General features: G+C 64.7%; 15 protein-coding genes and 2 pseudogenes. 9 read left to right on the top strand and 8 right to left on the bottom strand.

The annotated features are described in order from the left end of the window. Positions 1-1,029 precede the first annotated feature (1,029 nt). Both NA5_RS31050 and NA5_RS39720 read right to left on the bottom strand, forming a co-directional pair. A complete protein-coding gene (locus NA5_RS31050; protein ID WP_062992458.1) occupies positions 1,030-2,001 on the bottom strand; it encodes a DUF5996 family protein in 972 nt (323 codons plus the stop codon). Positions 2,002-2,480: 479 nt separating this feature from the next. Next, positions 2,481-2,690 (bottom strand): annotated as a pseudogene (locus NA5_RS39720) (enoyl-CoA hydratase); the annotation flags it as partial. Between the two features lie 606 nt (positions 2,691-3,296). Here NA5_RS39720 and NA5_RS31045 point away from each other — a divergent pair. Beyond that, the gene (locus tag NA5_RS31045; protein ID WP_062992456.1) at positions 3,297-3,653 is read left to right on the top strand and encodes a nitroreductase/quinone reductase family protein; all 357 of its coding nucleotides are present in this window, start codon (positions 3,297-3,299) and stop codon (positions 3,651-3,653) included. 243 nt (positions 3,654-3,896) lie between these two features. Here NA5_RS31045 and NA5_RS31040 read toward each other — a convergent pair whose 3' ends face one another. Both NA5_RS31040 and NA5_RS40815 read right to left on the bottom strand, forming a co-directional pair. Further along, positions 3,897-4,667 carry a hypothetical protein gene (locus NA5_RS31040; RefSeq protein ID WP_157110730.1) on the bottom strand — a complete coding sequence of 257 codons (771 nt, stop codon included), beginning with the start codon at positions 4,665-4,667 and terminating at the stop codon, positions 3,897-3,899. Positions 4,668-5,257: 590 nt separating this feature from the next. Continuing rightward, positions 5,258-6,025 (bottom strand): hypothetical protein, encoded by a 768-nt coding sequence (locus tag NA5_RS40815; protein WP_062992451.1) that lies wholly within the window; start codon positions 6,023-6,025, stop codon positions 5,258-5,260. Positions 6,026-6,353: 328 nt separating this feature from the next. Here NA5_RS40815 and NA5_RS31030 point away from each other — a divergent pair, with 328 nt between their 5' ends. From NA5_RS31030 to NA5_RS31005, 7 genes and pseudogenes are all read left to right on the top strand, one after another. After that, the gene (locus NA5_RS31030) at positions 6,354-6,758 is read left to right on the top strand and encodes a hypothetical protein (protein WP_062992449.1); all 405 of its coding nucleotides are present in this window, start codon (positions 6,354-6,356) and stop codon (positions 6,756-6,758) included. Positions 6,759-6,881: 123 nt separating this feature from the next. Then, positions 6,882-7,130: pseudogene (locus NA5_RS42540) on the top strand (IS30 family transposase); the annotation flags it as partial. Between the two features lie 258 nt (positions 7,131-7,388). After that, positions 7,389-8,459 (top strand): FG-GAP repeat domain-containing protein, encoded by a 1,071-nt coding sequence (locus NA5_RS31020; protein WP_062992445.1) that lies wholly within the window; start codon positions 7,389-7,391, stop codon positions 8,457-8,459. A 532-nt stretch (positions 8,460-8,991) separates the two neighbouring features. Next, positions 8,992-9,399 carry a hypothetical protein gene (locus NA5_RS31015; RefSeq protein WP_157110729.1) on the top strand — a complete coding sequence of 136 codons (408 nt, stop codon included), beginning with the start codon at positions 8,992-8,994 and terminating at the stop codon, positions 9,397-9,399. A gap of 258 nt (positions 9,400-9,657) precedes the next feature. Next, entirely contained in the window at positions 9,658-9,834 is a 177-nt protein-coding gene (locus NA5_RS42535; protein WP_245672477.1) for a hypothetical protein, read from the top strand. A 24-nt stretch (positions 9,835-9,858) separates the two neighbouring features. Next, positions 9,859-10,098 (top strand): hypothetical protein, encoded by a 240-nt coding sequence (locus NA5_RS42530; RefSeq protein ID WP_245672476.1) that lies wholly within the window; start codon positions 9,859-9,861, stop codon positions 10,096-10,098. 351 nt (positions 10,099-10,449) lie between these two features. After that, the gene (locus NA5_RS31005; RefSeq protein WP_062992441.1) at positions 10,450-11,817 is read left to right on the top strand and encodes a hypothetical protein; all 1,368 of its coding nucleotides are present in this window, start codon (positions 10,450-10,452) and stop codon (positions 11,815-11,817) included. A 132-nt stretch (positions 11,818-11,949) separates the two neighbouring features. Here the strand turns inward: NA5_RS31005 and NA5_RS31000 are convergent, their stop codons facing one another. From NA5_RS31000 to NA5_RS30990, 3 genes are read right to left on the bottom strand one after another with little or no spacing between them, the layout of a single operon-like run. Then, a complete protein-coding gene (locus NA5_RS31000; RefSeq protein ID WP_062992439.1) occupies positions 11,950-12,750 on the bottom strand; it encodes a crotonase/enoyl-CoA hydratase family protein in 801 nt (266 codons plus the stop codon). Continuing rightward, positions 12,743-14,911 (bottom strand): acetate--CoA ligase family protein, encoded by a 2,169-nt coding sequence (locus tag NA5_RS30995; protein ID WP_062992437.1) that lies wholly within the window; start codon positions 14,909-14,911, stop codon positions 12,743-12,745. Before NA5_RS30995 ends, NA5_RS31000 begins: the two co-directional genes overlap by 8 nt. A 2-nt stretch (positions 14,912-14,913) precedes the next feature. Then, positions 14,914-15,687, bottom strand: a complete 774-nt coding sequence (locus tag NA5_RS30990; protein WP_062992435.1) for an enoyl-CoA hydratase/isomerase family protein — start codon at positions 15,685-15,687, stop codon at positions 14,914-14,916. 146 nt (positions 15,688-15,833) lie between these two features. Between NA5_RS30990 and NA5_RS30985 the strand changes: the two genes are divergently transcribed. Then, a complete protein-coding gene (locus NA5_RS30985) occupies positions 15,834-17,213 on the top strand; it encodes an amino acid permease (protein ID WP_245672475.1) in 1,380 nt (459 codons plus the stop codon). Between the two features lie 13 nt (positions 17,214-17,226). Here the strand turns inward: NA5_RS30985 and NA5_RS30980 are convergent, their stop codons facing one another. After that, a complete protein-coding gene (locus tag NA5_RS30980) occupies positions 17,227-18,117 on the bottom strand; it encodes a MurR/RpiR family transcriptional regulator (protein WP_218020195.1) in 891 nt (296 codons plus the stop codon). Positions 18,118-18,161 lie beyond the last annotated feature (44 nt).

The following is an 18,161-nucleotide window of genomic DNA, read 5'->3' as shown; positions in this document are numbered from 1 at the left end:
GCAGTATCGGTCCCAAGGTTCGGCGCTGTTGCTGTCGCGGAATTGCTTGTGTGCGGGTACGCCGCTGGACACAATTGAGCTCAGCAATCACTGCGCTACCAAGAGTTGACTCAGATCTCGACTGTTATCCCCGCACCAGAGTTTTGGTGTGCACTCAGATGCACCAGACAACACTACCGAGCGGGAAGCACCACGTAGCGGATCCGAATGATCCGTCAATGGGGGTAGTGGAGGATGAAGGGGGCGGCGCGGGCGTCGAATCGGCGGTGGCTGCCGGGGCCGCGAGGACGAGTAGTGGCGCGGCAATTACAGTCGCGGCTAGGGTTTTGACGATCCTGCTAGACATTTTGCTTTGCTTCCTAATAACGAGATTTGTGACGTCCGCGTAGCGGGCCGCGCTGCCGAGCTACGGGACTTGGGCTGCGAGCACGTCACGTGCCGATCGACTTTGCGGCACGCAATTCGTTATTTCTGAAGTGCATATGCGTCCAGTTGAGAACGCGCATTCAGGTTGGCCGACAGCTGCAGCATCGACCGATCCGAACAAGACGTCATTTGGTACTGCTCTAGGCGTCAACAACAGCTTACCGCTGGCTATCGGACGTTCGGCCGGAACGGGAACATTTAAAGGTAACTTTTCTGCTTTAAGTGAGCGATCCAGTCGGCGTCGCACTCACCGCTGCCCGTTCATGGTCGGGCCGAACGAATACGGCATGCCGATCGTTGTCGAGGCTCAGGGAAGTCGCCCATGTCTTCGACTGCTGGTGTCTTCCGGGACAGGTCGGTCGCATGGGGTTCGAGCTGCTAGATGTCTGAGCGATGAACTGGCCCCGGTACCGTCCCCCTTGGCTGCTGGTGTGCTCGACTCCGAACCTGCAGTCGGCTCTTACTGCGGGTTCGCCCAATGCCCGGTCACGCACACAAGCCGCCGTCGGCGACGAGGGCTGCGGCGAGGCGCCCGGTTCGGTTGCGCGCGTCGTGCTGATCGCGGGGCCGGGGTTCCGCAGTCGATAGTGGGGTTCGTAACGGTCAGCGCAGTGCCCAGGGTGCGGCGGCTCGCTGCTCAGCCCAGCGGTGGGGGTCGGATTCGAGTGTGCTGCGGTCCCAATGGCCGAGTTCGGCTGCGGCCTCGTAGGTTTCGCGGAGAAACTCGGTGACCACGGCATTCGGATCGTCCGCGGTGCGCACTGTTTCATACGGTAGGACGAATTCACCCAGGTTGGGGTCGTAGGTCGCGCCGGGCACCCGTAGCCGACGCTCGCTGTAGCCGTCGGGCTCGGGATAGGAGTAGGCGTAGAACGCGCCTTCCTCGCCACCGCCGGGCCAGAATCCGCAGCTACTGAGCTCGTGTGAATAACCCTCCACCATGACCCAGTCGGCGCAGTGCGGTGCGCCGCCGCCGTGTTCGGGAGCAGTTCGTCCCGAAAAGCGTGTGTAGGCAAGATCCATTGCGCCCCAATAGAAATGAACTGGGCTGGTTTTGCCGGTATAGCCGGAGCGAAACTCGTTGAGCAAGCGGTTGGCGTGTACGAGTTGCCGCCAGAACGCCTGCGCGAATGTCGGATCGTAGGAGACGTGCCGGGTGTCCTCAGCGAATGGTATCGATACCTCGACTTCATTGGGGCGGCCTTGAATTCGGGTCTGGAATCCGAGTTCATCAAGCGCTTGCATGGTTTCGGTGTAGAACTGCGCCACCGATTTCGGTGCGAGTGCCACGGTACGGGTATCGCCGTTATCGGCTCGAATGAGCAATCGGTGCGCGAGGAAATCGAATTCGATGTCGAAGAGGTGGTCGGCGTAGGGTATCGCCGAGGTCGTCAGTCCGCGCGGACTCACATACAAGGTCACTTGCCACCAGTGATTCAACAATGGTGCGTGTGCGAGCCGGATTTTTCCCACCACCTGCGTCCACATGTGCAGGGTGTCACGTGTATCAGTCCAGTCCGCTACGCGCAGCCGCGGCCACGTCGCGGTGGAATTCGATGACGACAGCTCCGACATGTCAGTTTTCCCTTCGTCGCTGGTTCGATTCAGTCGTGGACTCCGCGGAAGGGCCTATTCAGCGAGTGAGGGTTCGTCGCGTCCAGTTGGTGGTCAACGTGCCAGCACACCGCCGCGCATCGGTGACAGCCCGCCTTGTCCGCCCGTGGCTTCGAGCACCAGAACCGGAGGATTTGTCACAACTCCTCCAATCCGAGCAGTAGGTTCGAAATCACTGGCATAGCTACCGTAGCGCGAACTCATGAGAACGTCGCTGACCTCGACCCTTACGCCGATGAACTCAATCGCGTCTGCGCCTGACCGCTCCCTGGTGTGAGCTGGTAGGCCGGTATGTGACCTCGGGGCTCGTCGCGATCCCGGATGAACTGTCCGGTAGTGCAGGATGCTGGGGCCGCCTTCGGGATCGGCTCGACCGATTCGCGATCACCGAGAAGTCCTGTGCGCCATAACGGCTTGCCGTCGATGTCATTCCCACCGGCTCATCGGCCGGTGAAGGCTGGCGGTCTGCGTTCCAGCATGGCGGTGACCGTTTCGCGGTGATCGTCGGTATGGTGGGCGGCCGCCTGCATCGCAGCGGACGGCTCGAGGTGGCTGTCCAGGCTCTGGTGTCGGCCCTCGCGCAGTAGTCGTTTCGTCATCCGGAGTACGTGCGGTGGGTTGCTTGATATCCGGGCAGCGAGGAGGTGGGCAGTATCCATTGGTCGCGGGTTGGAGCCCCTCCGGCCCCACGAAACCCTGGTCAGCGAGCCAGGGGGCATGTGGAAGCCTGCCCAGAAAGGGCCAACTCGCTATTTATTCTCTATTTCGTCGCCGCGCCGATGGGAAGATCAAGTCCTCCCGCCGAGCCGCCAGCCTCGGTGCGGGTCCAGTTGTGCAGGAACAGCCGTCGCGTGTCATTGGGTCCGCCTTTCGGGTGAGGCTGGATGAACATTCCGCCACCACGCAGCCGCACGACAGTGCCCTCGATCAGAACACTCGGTTTGGGCAATGGACAAAACAGCACTCATTCTTGGGGTCGCGGTCGCCCTCACCTGCATACTCGTCGATTATCTGTTTCTGTTGTCACCCATTCGCGTTCACGATCAGGGGTGACCCAGTCGACCACGGGACGGGATCTGACGACTTTGATGTGGCCCGCCCTGTCCTTGTCTAGCAAAGGCGCAGCGACGGACGGCGACCAGAAGGTGGGTCAGTAGTCGGCGACCGGCCGGACTCCGGAACTCGGTCGCCTCGGGAGTCGTTGTGTGCGTGGACGACCTCGGTCGTGGAGTTCACCAACAGAGCAGGAGTAGCCGATGGGATCGGAATCATTGTTGCGGCGAGGGATCAATGGGTTCAACGCTGGAGTGGTTGCGTTGACCGAGGCGCCGGTGGCCGGGAAGGTACTGGGTAAAGCGTTCGCTCAGGTTACCTACACAGGCCGCCGTTCCGGACAGACCTTCAGTACGCCCGTCAACTACCGGCGTTCGAATGGCGAGTACATCATCGGGGTGGCCATGCCGGACAAGAAGAAGTGGTGGCGGAACTTCCTCGGCGAGGGCGCACCGATCACGCTACGTATCGGCGGTGTCGACCAGAGCGGGCACGCGGTGGCGCATCGCGACGAACGCGGACGCGTCACCGTGCGCGTCCAGCTCGCCGAGACGGCCTGAATTATCCGCAGTGCGTCGTGCCGCAGTCGCATGGGCCACTGCGGCAACATCATCCAGCCGATCACCTCATGGCACCACGCCCCTCCGGTGCGTGCCTATGCGATCATGTCACGCTCGACGATGGGGCCGAGATCCCACCGCTACAGCCTGCGGCGACCGGGTCACTCGCTTGTTTGCGCCAGAACCAAACAAGGGGACGGCCCGTTTGCCCCTAGCAGTCAACGCTGGCAGCAGTCATAGTGCTCAAGATGGACTATCGGAGGGCTCCGCTTCCTGTCTGACGGCTCGTAGCAGGCGATGTCGTCGTTCGTTCGCCTCTTCATCGGTAATCGACTGAACGTGAACACCTCTGGCGATATCAGGTGAGACATCCAAGATCGCATCGAGCGCGCGGCGCGCGGCTGCGACCTCTGTCGAGGTTCGGATTATCTCCAGCAGAGCCTCGTTCTGGTGGATAGACGCTTCCGCTTCCAAAGCCGCGATCCGGGCCGCTCGCTCGGCCTTGATTGTGGTTGCCCGCACGATGACATCGAGAATCGCCGGTACGTTGCGCAGTGCGACCCACCCGGCGCGTGCCGCAGCGGCCATCAATCCACCCGTTGTGACGGCAGGAACGGCAACTTGAACGACCTCTTGCCACGGGTTGACCGTCACACTGCTCGAGATCGACAACGATGCTTCGATCCGTGCGGGAAGTCGTCCCGCGAGACCGGAGACGACCGTGGCCAGGGAATCGGCATCTTGGGTTTTCAGGATTTCTCGGACCAAGTCGCCGACTTCGGTGTGATCCTGCGCGGCCTCGTTGATGATCTGCATCAGCTTTTCCGTGGTCTCCGAGTCCGGATCTGGGCGTCGCTCAGGAAGTTTCGATACCTCGTAATCGACGAGCGCGAGCAGCAGCGCCCGCACGACCTGCTGCGTGTCAGACACTTCTCGTAGGTCGGGAAACTCGCCGAAGTCGACTTCTATCAGCAGCGCGTGCCCCACCTCCGACCCGACAGCCCGCACCACCATGTTCGCGCCTGGACTGGCGTATGCGATATCGCGTGGCCACGAGAAGGTGACAGGCACCTCGACCGGTTGTCCCGCCGGGGAGTCCCCAGGGGCGTCGACTTGGCTCGGCTCCCGATCAGTCATCGCTGCATCTTAAATGCCCACCTGCTAGGCGACGAGGTCTCGCAGCCACGCCGTGCCCGAGGGGCCGATCTCTGGAATCGGCTCGGACACATGGAGCTCCGGCCGGTTGCCCACCCAGTAATCCCTACAGACGGGATCGCCACGGCACATCACGATCACCAACCAGGATGATCGCCTCGAAGTAATAAGGAGATCCGTTATGGCACAGCAGGACACCATCGACGCCCTGGCCGTCCAGCTGGTCAAGGCGCGCGGCGAATCATCACCAGATCGGCCGCCTGGAGACCGGTCGCATCCGGTGTTCAAACGGCCTGTGCTGGAGCTTGTTTCGGGCCGCAGTCTGGCCGATGTTAAGCCGGGTCGGGCGCGGCCTGGTCGATGCGTTCATTGCCCAGACACATCGACCCGGCGACGAGGCCGAGGTCGACTTCGGCGAACTCGTGGTCGAGCTTCGTGGTGATTCGGGGTCAGTTGGGCATCATGTCGGCTGGCAAGCGTTTTGCGTTCTCCGCCTCGGTTATGGCGATGACCGCGTGGCCGCGCACCCTTATGTGCGAGCCGAGCGTCATCGGGTTCAGTGAGGTGCGTTCGGCAACTGTCGCCAGGTCGCACATCGGCCAGTTCTCGAGTTCCTCCGACGACGGTGCGAACGGCCAGCTGTCGCCTTCGGCCCGATGCGGCGGGCCGATCTCGTCGCGACCAAGGTCTCCTTGTGCGTAAAGCCTTGTCAACTCGCCATTTTCAGCCAGCGCCCAGCCGTCGAACCCGTAGTCGGACGCATACCAGCAGGCGGTGCCGAACCGACGACTGAGGTCGCACAGGAACGTCTGCAGCGGTTCCCACGACGTGTCGATGCCTGGTAGGTGGTACCCGGAAACCAGCGTCCAACCATCCAACTCGGGGCTGAAGTACGTCACTGCGACTCCAGCGTTGTGCCAAGTGTTCATTACTTCTATCCCCTGGCGCATCGTCACCGGCCTGCTGTCCACCATGCCGAATGATTCCAGCAACGCGTCCTGATCTCCGGTGGATACCACGAACCACTGGTCGAACTGGACCGGTTCTGGCGTTTCGTCTGGTTCTGGTGTTTCCTCGTGCAGCATCGTCTCGTACTTCGGCCCGGTCGGCACCGTCCCGAGGTACCGACATTGGTTTTGCCAGTCCAGCCACGAGAGCTGGCCGAACGTCTCATTCCGACAACAGGTCTCGCCGCGCTGGGCGTAATCGACTTCCACATCGAGCCTGCCGCCCCTACCTCGAGGGATGGAGTCCGGACAGCCCGCATAAGGACTACCACATGAGATCTCTCGACGAACTGTCGTTTCCCGGCCATGGCCTTCGGAGAAGATCGCAGAGGGCCGAATCCCGTTGTGCCAGAAGCAGAATTTCTGACATGGAGATGGCCGCTCGAGATGCGCTCTCAATGGTGAGGCGCGGTGTCAGTGGAGGTGTCAGGTGTGTGTCAGGCCGGTGTCAGTCGGCCCGGCGACAGTGTGTTCATCGAACAAAACGATCGGCACCGACACGGTTCAGTGCCACAACCGATTTCGAGGAGTACACGACATGTCTGTCACCATCACTCTGACTGATCAGGACAAGAGCACCCTGCGCACCGCCGCCTATGGCGCGGTGTCGTTGATGGCGGCTTCCGGTGCGCCGCACAAGGGCATCTCGCACGGTTGCATCGCCTTGACCTCCGCGACCGGGCTGGTCGGGCATGTGCTCGCTGCCAAGTCCAAAGACATTCATTTGCATGGCAAGTCCGTTGCCGAGCTGGCTGATCAGGTGCTGCCGAGCCTGACCGCGGCCATGAGCCTGCTCGGCGAGCAATATCCGGAGGAGGTCGACAACTTCCGTGGCACTGTCTTGGTGGCCGTTGAAGCCGCCGCCGGGCCTGGCAAGGGCGAGCCCGGCCCCGCCGTGGTTGCGATGGCTCGCAAGATCACCGCGGCCCTCGACGCCGCCTGACGGGTGCAGCGCAGTTGGTAGCGGTGTCGTGGGTCCTGTCCGGACCCCACGACACGGCTACCGACCGTCGAACCTCAGGGCGCGGCCGTGGGTAAACACGCGATAGGCCGGATGAGCGGGGCGCGCCGCGACTCGACCGTGTGCCTGCGCACTGGGCGGGCGTTGCGCGTCCCCGAGCCCGCACCCGTGGACGCCCCAAGAAGTTTGGCGGCCCCGACAACCTGATCCGCCACCGTCCCGTCGAGGCTCGGGATCGTGCTTTGGTAAAGGGATCTGATCCTGGGCCTGGACAGCTCTGCGATCGGCACCCTCCTCGAGCGGACCACCCGATTCACCATGCTGCCGCACCTGCCGCGCATCTCCGCTTTCGGATCACGGTGCGGCAGGCGGCATCTTCGAGAGCCTCCGGTGGTCGATAAGCGAAAGTGATCGTAAGCGGGCCGAATCGGTGTTGTTCCCAGCGCCCTCTTCTCGCAGGCTTGGGCAGCACATAGGGAATCCCCCGGTGACTCGGGGTCAAATCTCGGACAATCGGGAGAACAATTGTCTCGCACCAGGTTCGTCGTAAGCGCTTTCGCTTCTCTGGCGCTGGCCGGAAATAGCTTCACGAGCACCCCAGCATCCGCCGATGTGGCCTCGGTCGCCGACCTCAACCCTGGCCCCGCGGTTCCCGCGGTCGCCGACCTCAACCGCGACGGCTACCCGGACGTCGTGTTCAGCGACTTCGTTCTCGGGAACGGCGTCTCGGTTTTCCTGGGCAAGCCCGGCGGGGGTTTTCAGCCCACGGTCCGCTACACCACCGGTGGTCAGGCGGACTACGTCGCCATCGCGGACTTCAACCACGACGGCAAGCTCGACATGGCCGTCACCAACTTCACCTCGAACGACGTCTCCATCCTGATCGGCAACGGCGATGGCACCTTCGCCAAGGCCGTCAACTACTCGACCGACCTTGCCCCCGGGGCGGTGGCCGTCGGCGACTTCAACCATGACGGCAACCCCGACCTGGCCACCTCCAACCAGGCACCTTCGATGTCCGTACTCCTGGGCAACAGCGACGGCACCTTCGCCAAGGCCGTCACTCTTTCCAGCAACCTGGGCGTCGGCTCCGGGTCCGCCGACGCCGCGGACTTCGATGGGGACGGCAACCTCGACCTGCTACGCGGCAACTACGTCAACAGCACCATCCAGATCTACCGCGGCCGCGGCGACGGCACCTTCGCCACCCCGATCACGTTCAGCGAGGGCGCCCTGACCGCCTGGTACGGCATGGCGCGCGACATCAACGGCGACGGCAAGCCCGACATCCTCTTCTCCAACCTCACCGGCGGCACCGTGTCCACGCTCTTCAACAACGGGAACGCCACCTTCGGCGCGCCCAAGGCATACCCGACCGGCGGCCTGCTCCCGCAGTGCTTCGACCTCGCCGACATCAACGGCGACGGAAAGATCGACATGCTGGTCGCCAACGGTGGCACCTCCAGCATCGGCGTCCTGCTGGGGACCGGCAACGGCACCTTCGGCGCCCCCCACACATACCCCTCCGGCGGGCTCGTCCCCCTGTCCACCCCGATTCTCGCCGACTTCAACGGCGACGGAAAGATCGACGTCGTTATCGGCAACACCGGCTCGGGGAACATCACCCTGCGCTACGGCAACGGCGACGGCACCTTCGGCTCCCCCATCGACTACGCGGCGTGATCGACCTCGGCAAGGCCCCGGTGGGCACCTGTCACCGATCTAGAACGTGCCCGTCGCGCGATGACGCCATCATCGCGCGGCGGGTATGCCGCGTTCCTGGTCGACGAAGGCGCCCTGACGGGGGAGCAGGCGCAACGGTGACCTAACGGGGTTCGGCGCCGGAGGTCACCACCGGACGCTGGTCTGATGCTGCGAACCTGTGGCTCAACCCGCCGACAGACTCGAGGGGCCTGCCGCATCAGCTGATTGCCCTTCTCGAGCCGTCAACCCATCGGATGCCGCCGAACAGATAATTGATTTCAAGGGGTGGAACTCGCCGGTAGCGCGTGCCGCATCGCAATCCTCGGCACCGGCCGCGGCACTGGCGACGAAGCTCACCCGGGTCCACGCCGCCGTGACGCGTCGATTCGAGCGGTTTTCCCACCGCAGCGGGCCAAGGGCTGGACCATGGATGCAGGCGGTGCAATGCATACCGCGTCTCTTCCCTTTGTGTTCCGTGATCTATGTCCGCCACACAGGAGGAACGAAGCACATGATGACTATCCCGAGCTCTGGGCACTCTGCCCGTATCGCGGCTGTCTTCACTGCGATGGCCGCCGCCTCGGTGGTGGCTGCCGCTCCCGCGCTCGCCGCCGCGACTCTCGACATCTCCGGTGCCGGATCGAACATGGTCCAGGTCGACTACAGCTGCGACGACTCCGCCGGGGTGGTGAGCATTCAGGCGATGATGGGCGACCCCAACGCCGACCGTCCCGCCGCCCAGGGCGCCCAAAATTCCGTCGACTGCAACGGTTCCCCGCAGAGCGCCACCGTCCCCCTGACGGCGGACCCCAGCCAGCCGCCGCTGACCTCGGGTTCCGAGGCGCAGGTGCGGGTGGCGCTCGTCGACCGTGACGGCATCGTGGTCTCCGGACAGGCTAAGAAGTTCACTGTGTCGTAGTGCGCACCCGATTCCGCACTGGTGCAATTGATTTCACCCCTTATGCCGCCGAAACCAGGCGCCCGGCCAGCGCGTTTAACAGCTGCGCACGTTTCGGGTACTGCGGCGGAAGGGGTCGCCCCTGCGTCAGGGTTGAGGCTTCTCGCATGACGACAACAGCACTTCCTCGACTCTGCTCGCGCCGCCGATCGGAGGTTCCAGGAGATCGACGGCCGCCGCACTTTCGTCCATCGGTCGGACAGGAGCGGACCGGCCGTCGTGTTCCTACCGGGCGCGAGCGCGGTCAGGCTGGACTATTTCGGTGTCCAGCAAGGGGTTTCGCAGTTCACCGCGGCTGTGGTGTATGACCGCGGCACGGGCTATAGCGATCCTCTCCCGCTGCCGCGCACCGCCGCCGCGGTCGCAACGGAACTGCACGAGCTGCTGCGCGCCTAGAACCTCACCGGCCCACACGTTCTCGTGCCGCACTCCCTCGGAGGCTTCTACGCGCATCGGTTCGCGCAGCTGTACCCGCAGGACGTGGCGGGACTGGTCTGGTTGGACGCCCTCCATCGAGACTGGGACGACTTCATGCCGCCCGCAATGCATCTCGCCGCGACCGAGCCGATGGAGCCTGATCTGGAGCAGCTCGAACAGATGCGCCCGGCCCTGCACAAGGGCGCGGTGATTGTGCACACCCGGCCGGTAGTCCCTCCCTAACCCCGACCTACAGCGGCGGGCGATTGCCTGCCGCCGTCCGCAACAGCACGCACAGCGGGAGGGCGGGTTATTCCGCCCCAGGCGCAGTCGTCAACCAAGGTGATCGTGAGCGGTTCACCGAAAACTCCCTTGCCATGGCTGGCAATTACCGTCACTTGCGCCGGGCCGGAAACTGCGAAATCTTCATGCTGGGCACAACCGCCGCCTGCTAGCGAACCTGGAGCTAGCCAGGCAGGTTGTGGAATTACTTCATAGGTCCTCACAAGCTGAGTCGCGCAATGACTTGCCCCGGCCGGTCTCGGTGCGCGGCATGGGCAAGGTGAGGTGGTCGCGCGGGGAGGTGGCGACTTGATGGAATCGACCGACCAGATCGTGGACGGACTGCGCGAGCTGGCGCCGCCCGGGTGGCAGCGGTTGGAGGCCTGGTTCGCGATGACTGTCGTCTGCGAATCGGCGCTGCTGGTCGCTGATGACGGCACGCGGTCCGTCCTGTGCAGGGTGTCGGACACGGTGTGGGATGCGGTGCGTCGGCACCGGCAGCTGTCGGCTCGGTCGGACGACGGTCCGTGGTGGCGGTTGGGCGTGCGCGTAGACGCGCGTGAGGTCGAGGTGGTCGAGGACCGCGGTGCGGAACCGTTCCCCGGCGAGCAATTGTTCGCACCCGATGCGTATCTCGCCGACCTGGAAAGCTTTCCGCGGGAACGGCTGCCGGTGTGGTTGGCTGCCTATATCGGACGCGGGGAACCGCATTCGCGGCCGCCCCGGCAAGCCGCCGACCAGATGCGGGTGGATCAGCGTGCGGGGTTGCGGGCGGTGGCCGTGGACAGCGAACTGCCGGAGCTCGACGTGCTGTGGGCTCGGTGGGCGACGCTGTCGGCAGCCTTCGTCGCGGTCGGATCGGAACGGGGACCACGTGTCGGTCCGTCGGTTGGCATATTCGAGAGCGCGGGACACAGCGGTTCGACCTTGACTCGGCTGCCCGGCGACCGGGCGGTGCTGTCGGGGGGTGTCTGGAATGCGCCGATCCTCGACGCTGTCTACAACACGGGCGCGGAACTTCCGAGATTCTTTGCGGGGGCGCCGGATTGGGTGGCGGACCCGGTGCTCAATCCACGTGCGGCAACCGGCTTGCTGACTTTTTGTTACTGGTGGGAGGGCGGCCGATGGTATCGAGGTGAGTCCGCGCCGATGTCGGAATGCGCACCCGCGATGCCCGCGGTGTGGACGGTCGGCACCGTCGCGGGAATTGTCGAAAGCCTGGTCGAGGACCGCTCGAGCACGACAGCGGAAGCCGCTGAGCGATTGGTGTCCGCGGCGCAGACCGGCAGGGTGACCAGCGCGGCGATTGCGGATGTCTTCGGTTCCGGCGACACGGTCGACGTGGATGGCGCCATGTTCCAGTTCACGATCGCGGGCCTGGTGGCAGACCACGCGCCGCGGCTGCCCGAGGCGGATGCGGTCGCCCTCGTCCGGGACCACATCCGCCAGCGGGGTTACGACACCACCGAATACCCGCTCTCGATGTTGACCGCCGATCGTGTCGATGTGGGCTGGATAGTGCGTTCGCCCGTGCCGCCGGGCGAAATAGCCTTGGACCGCTCCATTTTCTACGTCGCCGACGATGGTGTCGTGGAGCGCTCGACCTCGTCGGTGCCACAGTCGGGGTTCATCACCGAATTCGAACAGCGGTTCCGGCTTCGCCGCGCTCGCCGAGCCTGACCGAAGGGGGCGACGTGCACGATGAGCTCGGCCGGATCTGTGCTGTTGGTGTTTGCTCCAGAGCTCCGCGTCCTTTTCCGAAGGCCGCCCCGGCCGGGTGCCGACCCGCGACGCAGTGACGGCGAACCCGGCTCATCGGCCGGTGAAGGCTGGCGGTCTGCGTTCCAGCATGGCGGTGACCGCTTCGCGGTGATCGTCGGTATGGTGGGCGGCCGCCTGCATCGCAGCGGACAGCTCGAGGTGGCTGTCCAGGCTCTGGTGTCGGCCCTCGCGCAGTAGTCGTTTCGTCATCCGGAGTACGTGCGGTGGGTTGCTCGAGATCCGGGCGGCGAGGCGGTGGGCGGTGTCGAGGAGGGCGTCGGGTTCGACAATATCGGAGATCAGGCCCCAATCGAGCGCGGTGCGCGCATCGATCGGTTCGCCGGTGAAGGCCATTTCGCACGCTCGGGCCATGCCGATCGCCCTCGGCAACAGCCATGAGCCACCGTCGCCGGGTACGAGTCCGACCCGGACGAAGCTCTCGGCGAATACCGCGGTGTGCGTGGCGATCCGCAGATCGCACAGCAGCGCCAGATCGCACCCGGCACCGATGGCCGGACCGTTGACGGCGGCGATCGTGGGGATTTCACAGTGGTACAACGCTTTTGGAATACGCTGGATGCCGTGCCGGTACCCTTGGCGCAGCTCCGCCGGTGTGCCACCGAACATTCCGGCACGATCGCGCATCTGCTTTACGTCGCCGCCCGAGGAGAAGGCCGTCCCGGCCCCGGTGAGAATCGCCGCCCGCACGCTGTGGTCTCGATTGACCGCCGTCACCGCGTTCTCCAGGGCGGTTATCGTGTCGACCGCGGATATCGGGTTGCGCGCCGCGGGGCGGTTCAGTGTCCAGACGACCACATGGCCGACGCGGTCGATGCGGATCGGCTCAGTCATTGCCATATCCGGTGTTCTCGCGCAACACAATTCGAATATCGACCGGGACTATGCCGGAACCGGAAGCGATCACCGGATTGAGATCGAGCTCGGATATCTCCGGGTGCGCGGCTACGAAATCGCCGACGCGGACCAGAAATCGGGCCAGCCGGTGCCGGTCGACCACCGGGAGATGGCGGTAGCCGTCGAGCATGCGGGCGGCGATCGTCTCGTCGATCATTTCGCGGGCCTCGAACTCGGTGAAGGGTGCGGCGCGAAAGGTGACGTCGCGCAACGCCTCGACCATCACCCCACCGCTACCGAAGGCGACCACCGGCCCGAAAATCGGATCGCGAGTGGCACCGACCAGCAGTTCGATTCCGGCATCGGCCATCGGGGCGACGATCATCCCGTCGATGCGGGCATCGGGCAGATGCGCGAGGACAGAGTCGATGATCGCCTGTGCGTGCTCGGCGGCCTGGGCGGCCACTACGCCGACCTTGACTCCGCCCACCTCGGATTTGTGGATGACTTGCGGGGAAACAACTTTCAGCGCGCACGGTCGCTGATAGTCGGCGACAGCCGTGGCCACATCATCGACGGTGCGTGCGAAAGTCCATGCGCCGAGCTCGATTCCGGCGGCGGTGACAACCCGCCGTGCGGTTGGTTCGTCGAGGAGTCCCGATCCGGAGATGGCGGGGGCCGATGGTGGAAGTACGAGGGTGGAGCGTTGCGTGGCGGTCGCCAGCAGGCGACCGCGCCGATCCAGGGCCGCCACGACCCGCACGGCGTGATCGATGGAGCTGATCACCGGTATGCCGCCCGCTCTCAGACGGTCGTGGTTGGCGATGTCGAGACCGGCGTAGCAGCTCTGGATCACCAGGGGGACACCGTGTTCGGCGACGAGCGTGAGCAGTAATCCTGCGGTGGAATCCTCGATCGCGCGCAGCTTTGGGTCGAAGCGCAGGTGGTAGCCGCCATAGAGGCCGATGACCAGTACGAGACCGACCTCGGGATCGCGCATGAGGATGTCTGCGGCCTCGGCGAATACCAATGGGTCGGTGTCGGTGGCGCCCGCCACGTCAACGGGATCGGCCACGGCTGCGGTCGCGCCGAGTAGGTGCCGCAGCCGCTTCTGGGTCCGCTCGCCGAGCCGGGCCAGTTCGATGCCGCGGGCGGCGAGGGCGTCGGCGGCCAGCGTGGCGTGGCCACCACCGTCGCTGAGGATCGCGACTTTGCGTTCCGGTGCGATCGGGGCGCAGTCGGCAAGTGCACCGGCGACGACCGCGAGCTCGTCGGAGCGGTCGACCAGCTCCACCCCGGCCTGCCGCAGCACGGCCGCCGCAACGGCGTCCGATCCGGCGACTGCGCCGGTGTGCGACCGTGCGGCGCGGCGGCCAGTCTCTGAGCGCCCACCGCGCAGCATGGCAACCGGTGTGTCCGGCACCGCACGAGCGGCGGCGATCAGGATTGACCGTCCGTCTGTAAATCCCTCGGAATGAATTGCCACGACGCCCGTACCCGGATCACGGACGAATTCGGCGAGGCATTCGTCGTACCGGATATCAGCCTGGTTTCCCAGCCCGACACAGATGTGGAAACCGGGACCTTTGAACGCCTGATTATCGTTGACCAGCGACAACAGCATATTCCCGCTTTGTGTGATCACACTGATCGGGCCACACGGAACCTCCTCGAGGCCAACGAGATTCGCGCCCGAGGCGACGTTGAGCAGGCCCGAGGTGTTGGGCCCGATAACCCGAATGCCGGTCTCGGCGATCGCGGTTGCGAGCGCGGCGGCGAGTTCGGCGCCGGGTTCCCCGATCTCTGCGAAACCGTTGGCGAGCACGACGGCTCCGGCGATACCGGCGGCGGCGCACCGGCGCAGCATGTCGGGGACGGCCGCGGCAGGCAGCGCGATCAGCGCTACGTCGATGCCGTGCGGGAGCCGATCGATCGAGGGGTACACGCCGAGGCCGAGGATCTGCGGTTCTGTTGGGTGGACCGGGTAGATGGGATGGGCGTAGCCGGACTGTTGCAGGGCGCGGATGGCCTGGAACCCGCGCTTGGCCGGATTGGCGGACGCGCCGACGATGGCGACGGAATGTGGGTCGAACAGCCGCTCGAGTGCGGTGCGGGTGGGAGCGTCGATGCTGGACGCGCGGTCGTCGATGCTGGTCATCGCTACTTTCCTTCGAAGACGGGGGTGCGGCGTTCGGCGAATGCGGCGACGCCCTCTGCCCAATCCCGGGTGGCCATCAATGCCAGGAGCTCGCGCGGCTCAGTGGCCAGCGCCACGTCGAGGGGGTCATCGCGGTGCAATGCCGCCTTCATCCGTGCCAGCGCGAGTGGTGCCTTCGCCGCGAGGGTTTCGGCGAGCGCTTGGGCCGAACTGAGCAGAAGATCCCCGGTTACCGCGGAATGGGCCAACCCCCAATCGAGTGCCTGCCGACCGGTGAATCGCTCGCCGAGGATCAGCATGTCCGTGGCCCTACGCAGGCCGACCAGGCGCGGAAGCCGGTTGGTCACGCCACCACCGACGAAGGTGCCGATGCTGACCTCGGGAAACCCCATTTGCGCGTCCTCGGCCATGACCAGGAAGTCCGCGCTGACGGCCAGCTCCGCACCGGCACCGAGGGCGTATCCGTTGACCGCCGCCACCACCGGGGTGCTCATCGTCTGGATCTGCTCGCAGGCGCGCTGGCCGAGCTCGACGTAGCGCGCCTGCTCCGCGGGTGTCATGGTCGCGGACTTGTGCGCTTTCAGGTCGGCACCCACACAGAATGCCCGTCCGGCACCGGTGAGGACGACACAGCGGATCCCCGGGTCGAAATCGGCGGCAGTCAGTTCCTCGACCAGCGTCCGGTACAGCTCGGCGTTGACGGCGTTGAGCCGTTCGGGGCGGTTGAGAACGAGCGTTGCGATGGAACCGGATCTGCTCACCAGCACTGTGGACATGGACCTCACTTCTTCCTCGGTGGGTTCGACACCTGCACTATGCCATGACATTTGCAATCAGTACATCTTATGCAATTTCTATTGCATTGAACCGGCTGAGCGTGTTGTATGTCACTACTCGCCCACGGTTCATGGAAGAAGGCATCGTGCCCAGCTCGGGAAATCTGAAGCACAGCATCAACACTCGGCAGCTGACGATGATCGGCATCGGTGGCGTGATCGGCGCCGGGTTGTTCGTCGGCAGCGGCAAAGCGATCTCCGCGGCAGGTCCCGGGATCGTCATCGTCTACCTACTAACCGGCTTGGTGATCATCCTGGTGATGCGCATGCTCGCGGAACTGGCGACAGCCAGTCCCGAAACGGGATCGTTCTCGAGCTACGCCTCCCGTGAACTCGGTACCTGGGCCGGACTGTCGGTGGGCTGGGTCTACGCCTATCACTGGTGTGTCACAGTCGCTTTCGAGGCGGTCGCCGGTGCGGCGGTCGCCGGTCAACTCCTGCCGTCGGTGCCGACCTGGCTGTATTCCCTGATCTTCATGAGCGCCCTGACCGGGGTAAACCTCGCGGCGGTAACATCTTTCGCGCGTTTCGAGTTCTGGTTCGCCATGATCAAGGTCGTCGCGATCGTCACCTTCATCGCAATCGGCATCGCGGCCATCTGTGGCCTGTTCCCGCACTACCGGGCGCCGGGGACGGCCAACCTGCTCGGGCACGGTGGCCTGTTCCCGAATGGCGCGATGCCTCTGCTCGTGGCCTCGCTGACGGTGTTCTTCTCCTACTTCGGCACCGAGCTGGTGACGATCGCCGCGGGCGAGGCACAGGATCCGGTCAGCGCGGTGCGCGCGAGCATGCGCAGCGTCGCCGGACGCATCCTGATCTTCTACGTCGGCTCGGTACTCGTCGTGGTCACGCTATTACCTTGGAACGCAACGCAAGTCACGCAGAGCCCGTACACCGCTGTGCTGGACCTGCTCGGTGTTCCCGGTGCGCGGACCACCATGAATCTGGTGGTACTCACGGCGGTGTTGTCGTGCCTGAACTCGGGTCTCTACTCGTCATCGCGGATGCTGTTCTCGCTCTCGCGCCGCGGTGAAGGCCCCCGCGTGTTGGGTAGGACCGCGCGCTCCGGGGTGCCTGTCGCCGGTGTTCTCGCCGCCTCCAGCGCCGGATTCGTCGCGGTCGTGGCGAACTACTTCCTGCCCACCGGAGCGGTGTTCACCTTCCTGCTCAGTTCCTCGGGTGCGGTCGCGGTCGTCGTCTACCTGTGTATCTGCGCCACCCAGATCATCGGGCGTCGTCGTAAGACCGCGGCGCAGATCACTGCGCTGCCGGTGAAGATGTGGGGCGCCCCGTACCTGTCCTACGCGGTCGGAGTCGTCCTGCTGGCCATCGTCGGTGGCATGGCCCTGAATTCCGGTACCCGTACGCCGCTCGCGCTGACTCTCCTGGTCACCGCGACCGCGGTCACCGCGGGTCTGATTCATCAGCGCCGAGCCCGCGCGGCACAGCTCGCTCCGGCGGAGTAGTCGACCGCCGCTTTCACTCGGGGGCGTAGACGCCGAACTCGCTCAACAGCTTCTCCTCCTCGAGCAAGGTGGGGCGCACTTCATGCCCGAGGACTTGGGCAACGGCACCCGTCATCGCCTGCGCGAGGGAGATGAAGGCGGTCATCGATCGCAGGATGCTCGCGCTGGACGCATCGACGTAAAACGTATCGTGCGCCGACACTGCCAGGGGCGATACGGCGGTATCGGTCAATGCGACGACGTGCGTACCGCGCTGTCGAGCCCATTGGGCGGCACGCACGGTGTCCAGGCTGTATCGGTGGATCGACATCGCGACGAAGCAATCGCCCGCACGTACCCGACGCAGTTCGTCGGTCAGCGTTCCCGCAGTGGCATCAATCGCCGACACATCCTCGCGCAGCATCCGCAGCAGATAGGTCAGCAGATACGCCGGGGCGTGGCATTTGCGCATACCCATCACATGCACCCGGGGCGCGTGGGCCAGCCGATCGATGGCCGAATCCCACATCGCGTCGTCGATGCGCGCGAACGTACGGGCGATATTCGCTTGATCCAGCGCCACGGTCTGTTCGCGCGCTCCGACACCTTCGGCTACAAGGTGTTCGAGATTGTCGAAGCGGCGCAACAGTTGTGCTTGCTCTTGCAACCGTTCACGACACAGTCGCGTAAGCCCCGGATACCCCTTCAGACCCAGGCCATTAGCAAAACGCACGACCGTGGCCTCGTTGACATCGACCGCGCTGGCGAGCTCGGAGACAGTCATGAACGCCACCGCTTCCGGGTCCGACAACACTCGCTGAGCCAACTTCTTGTGCGCAGTGGACAGCGAATCCATCCGGCGGCGTATCTCGACCGCCAGCTCGTCGAAGCTCGCGGAACCCGTCGTCTCCGCGTTCGTATCCACCGAACCTCCTCAGCACCTGGTACCGCTTTGCCACGCGGTTGTCT

This window comes from Nocardia anaemiae NBRC 100462 (assembly GCF_001612725.1).
Classification (GTDB): Bacteria; Actinomycetota; Actinomycetes; order Mycobacteriales; family Mycobacteriaceae; genus Nocardia; species Nocardia anaemiae.
Note: the sequence above shows the minus strand (reverse complement) of the source record. Positions and strands in the feature narration are given on the sequence as shown.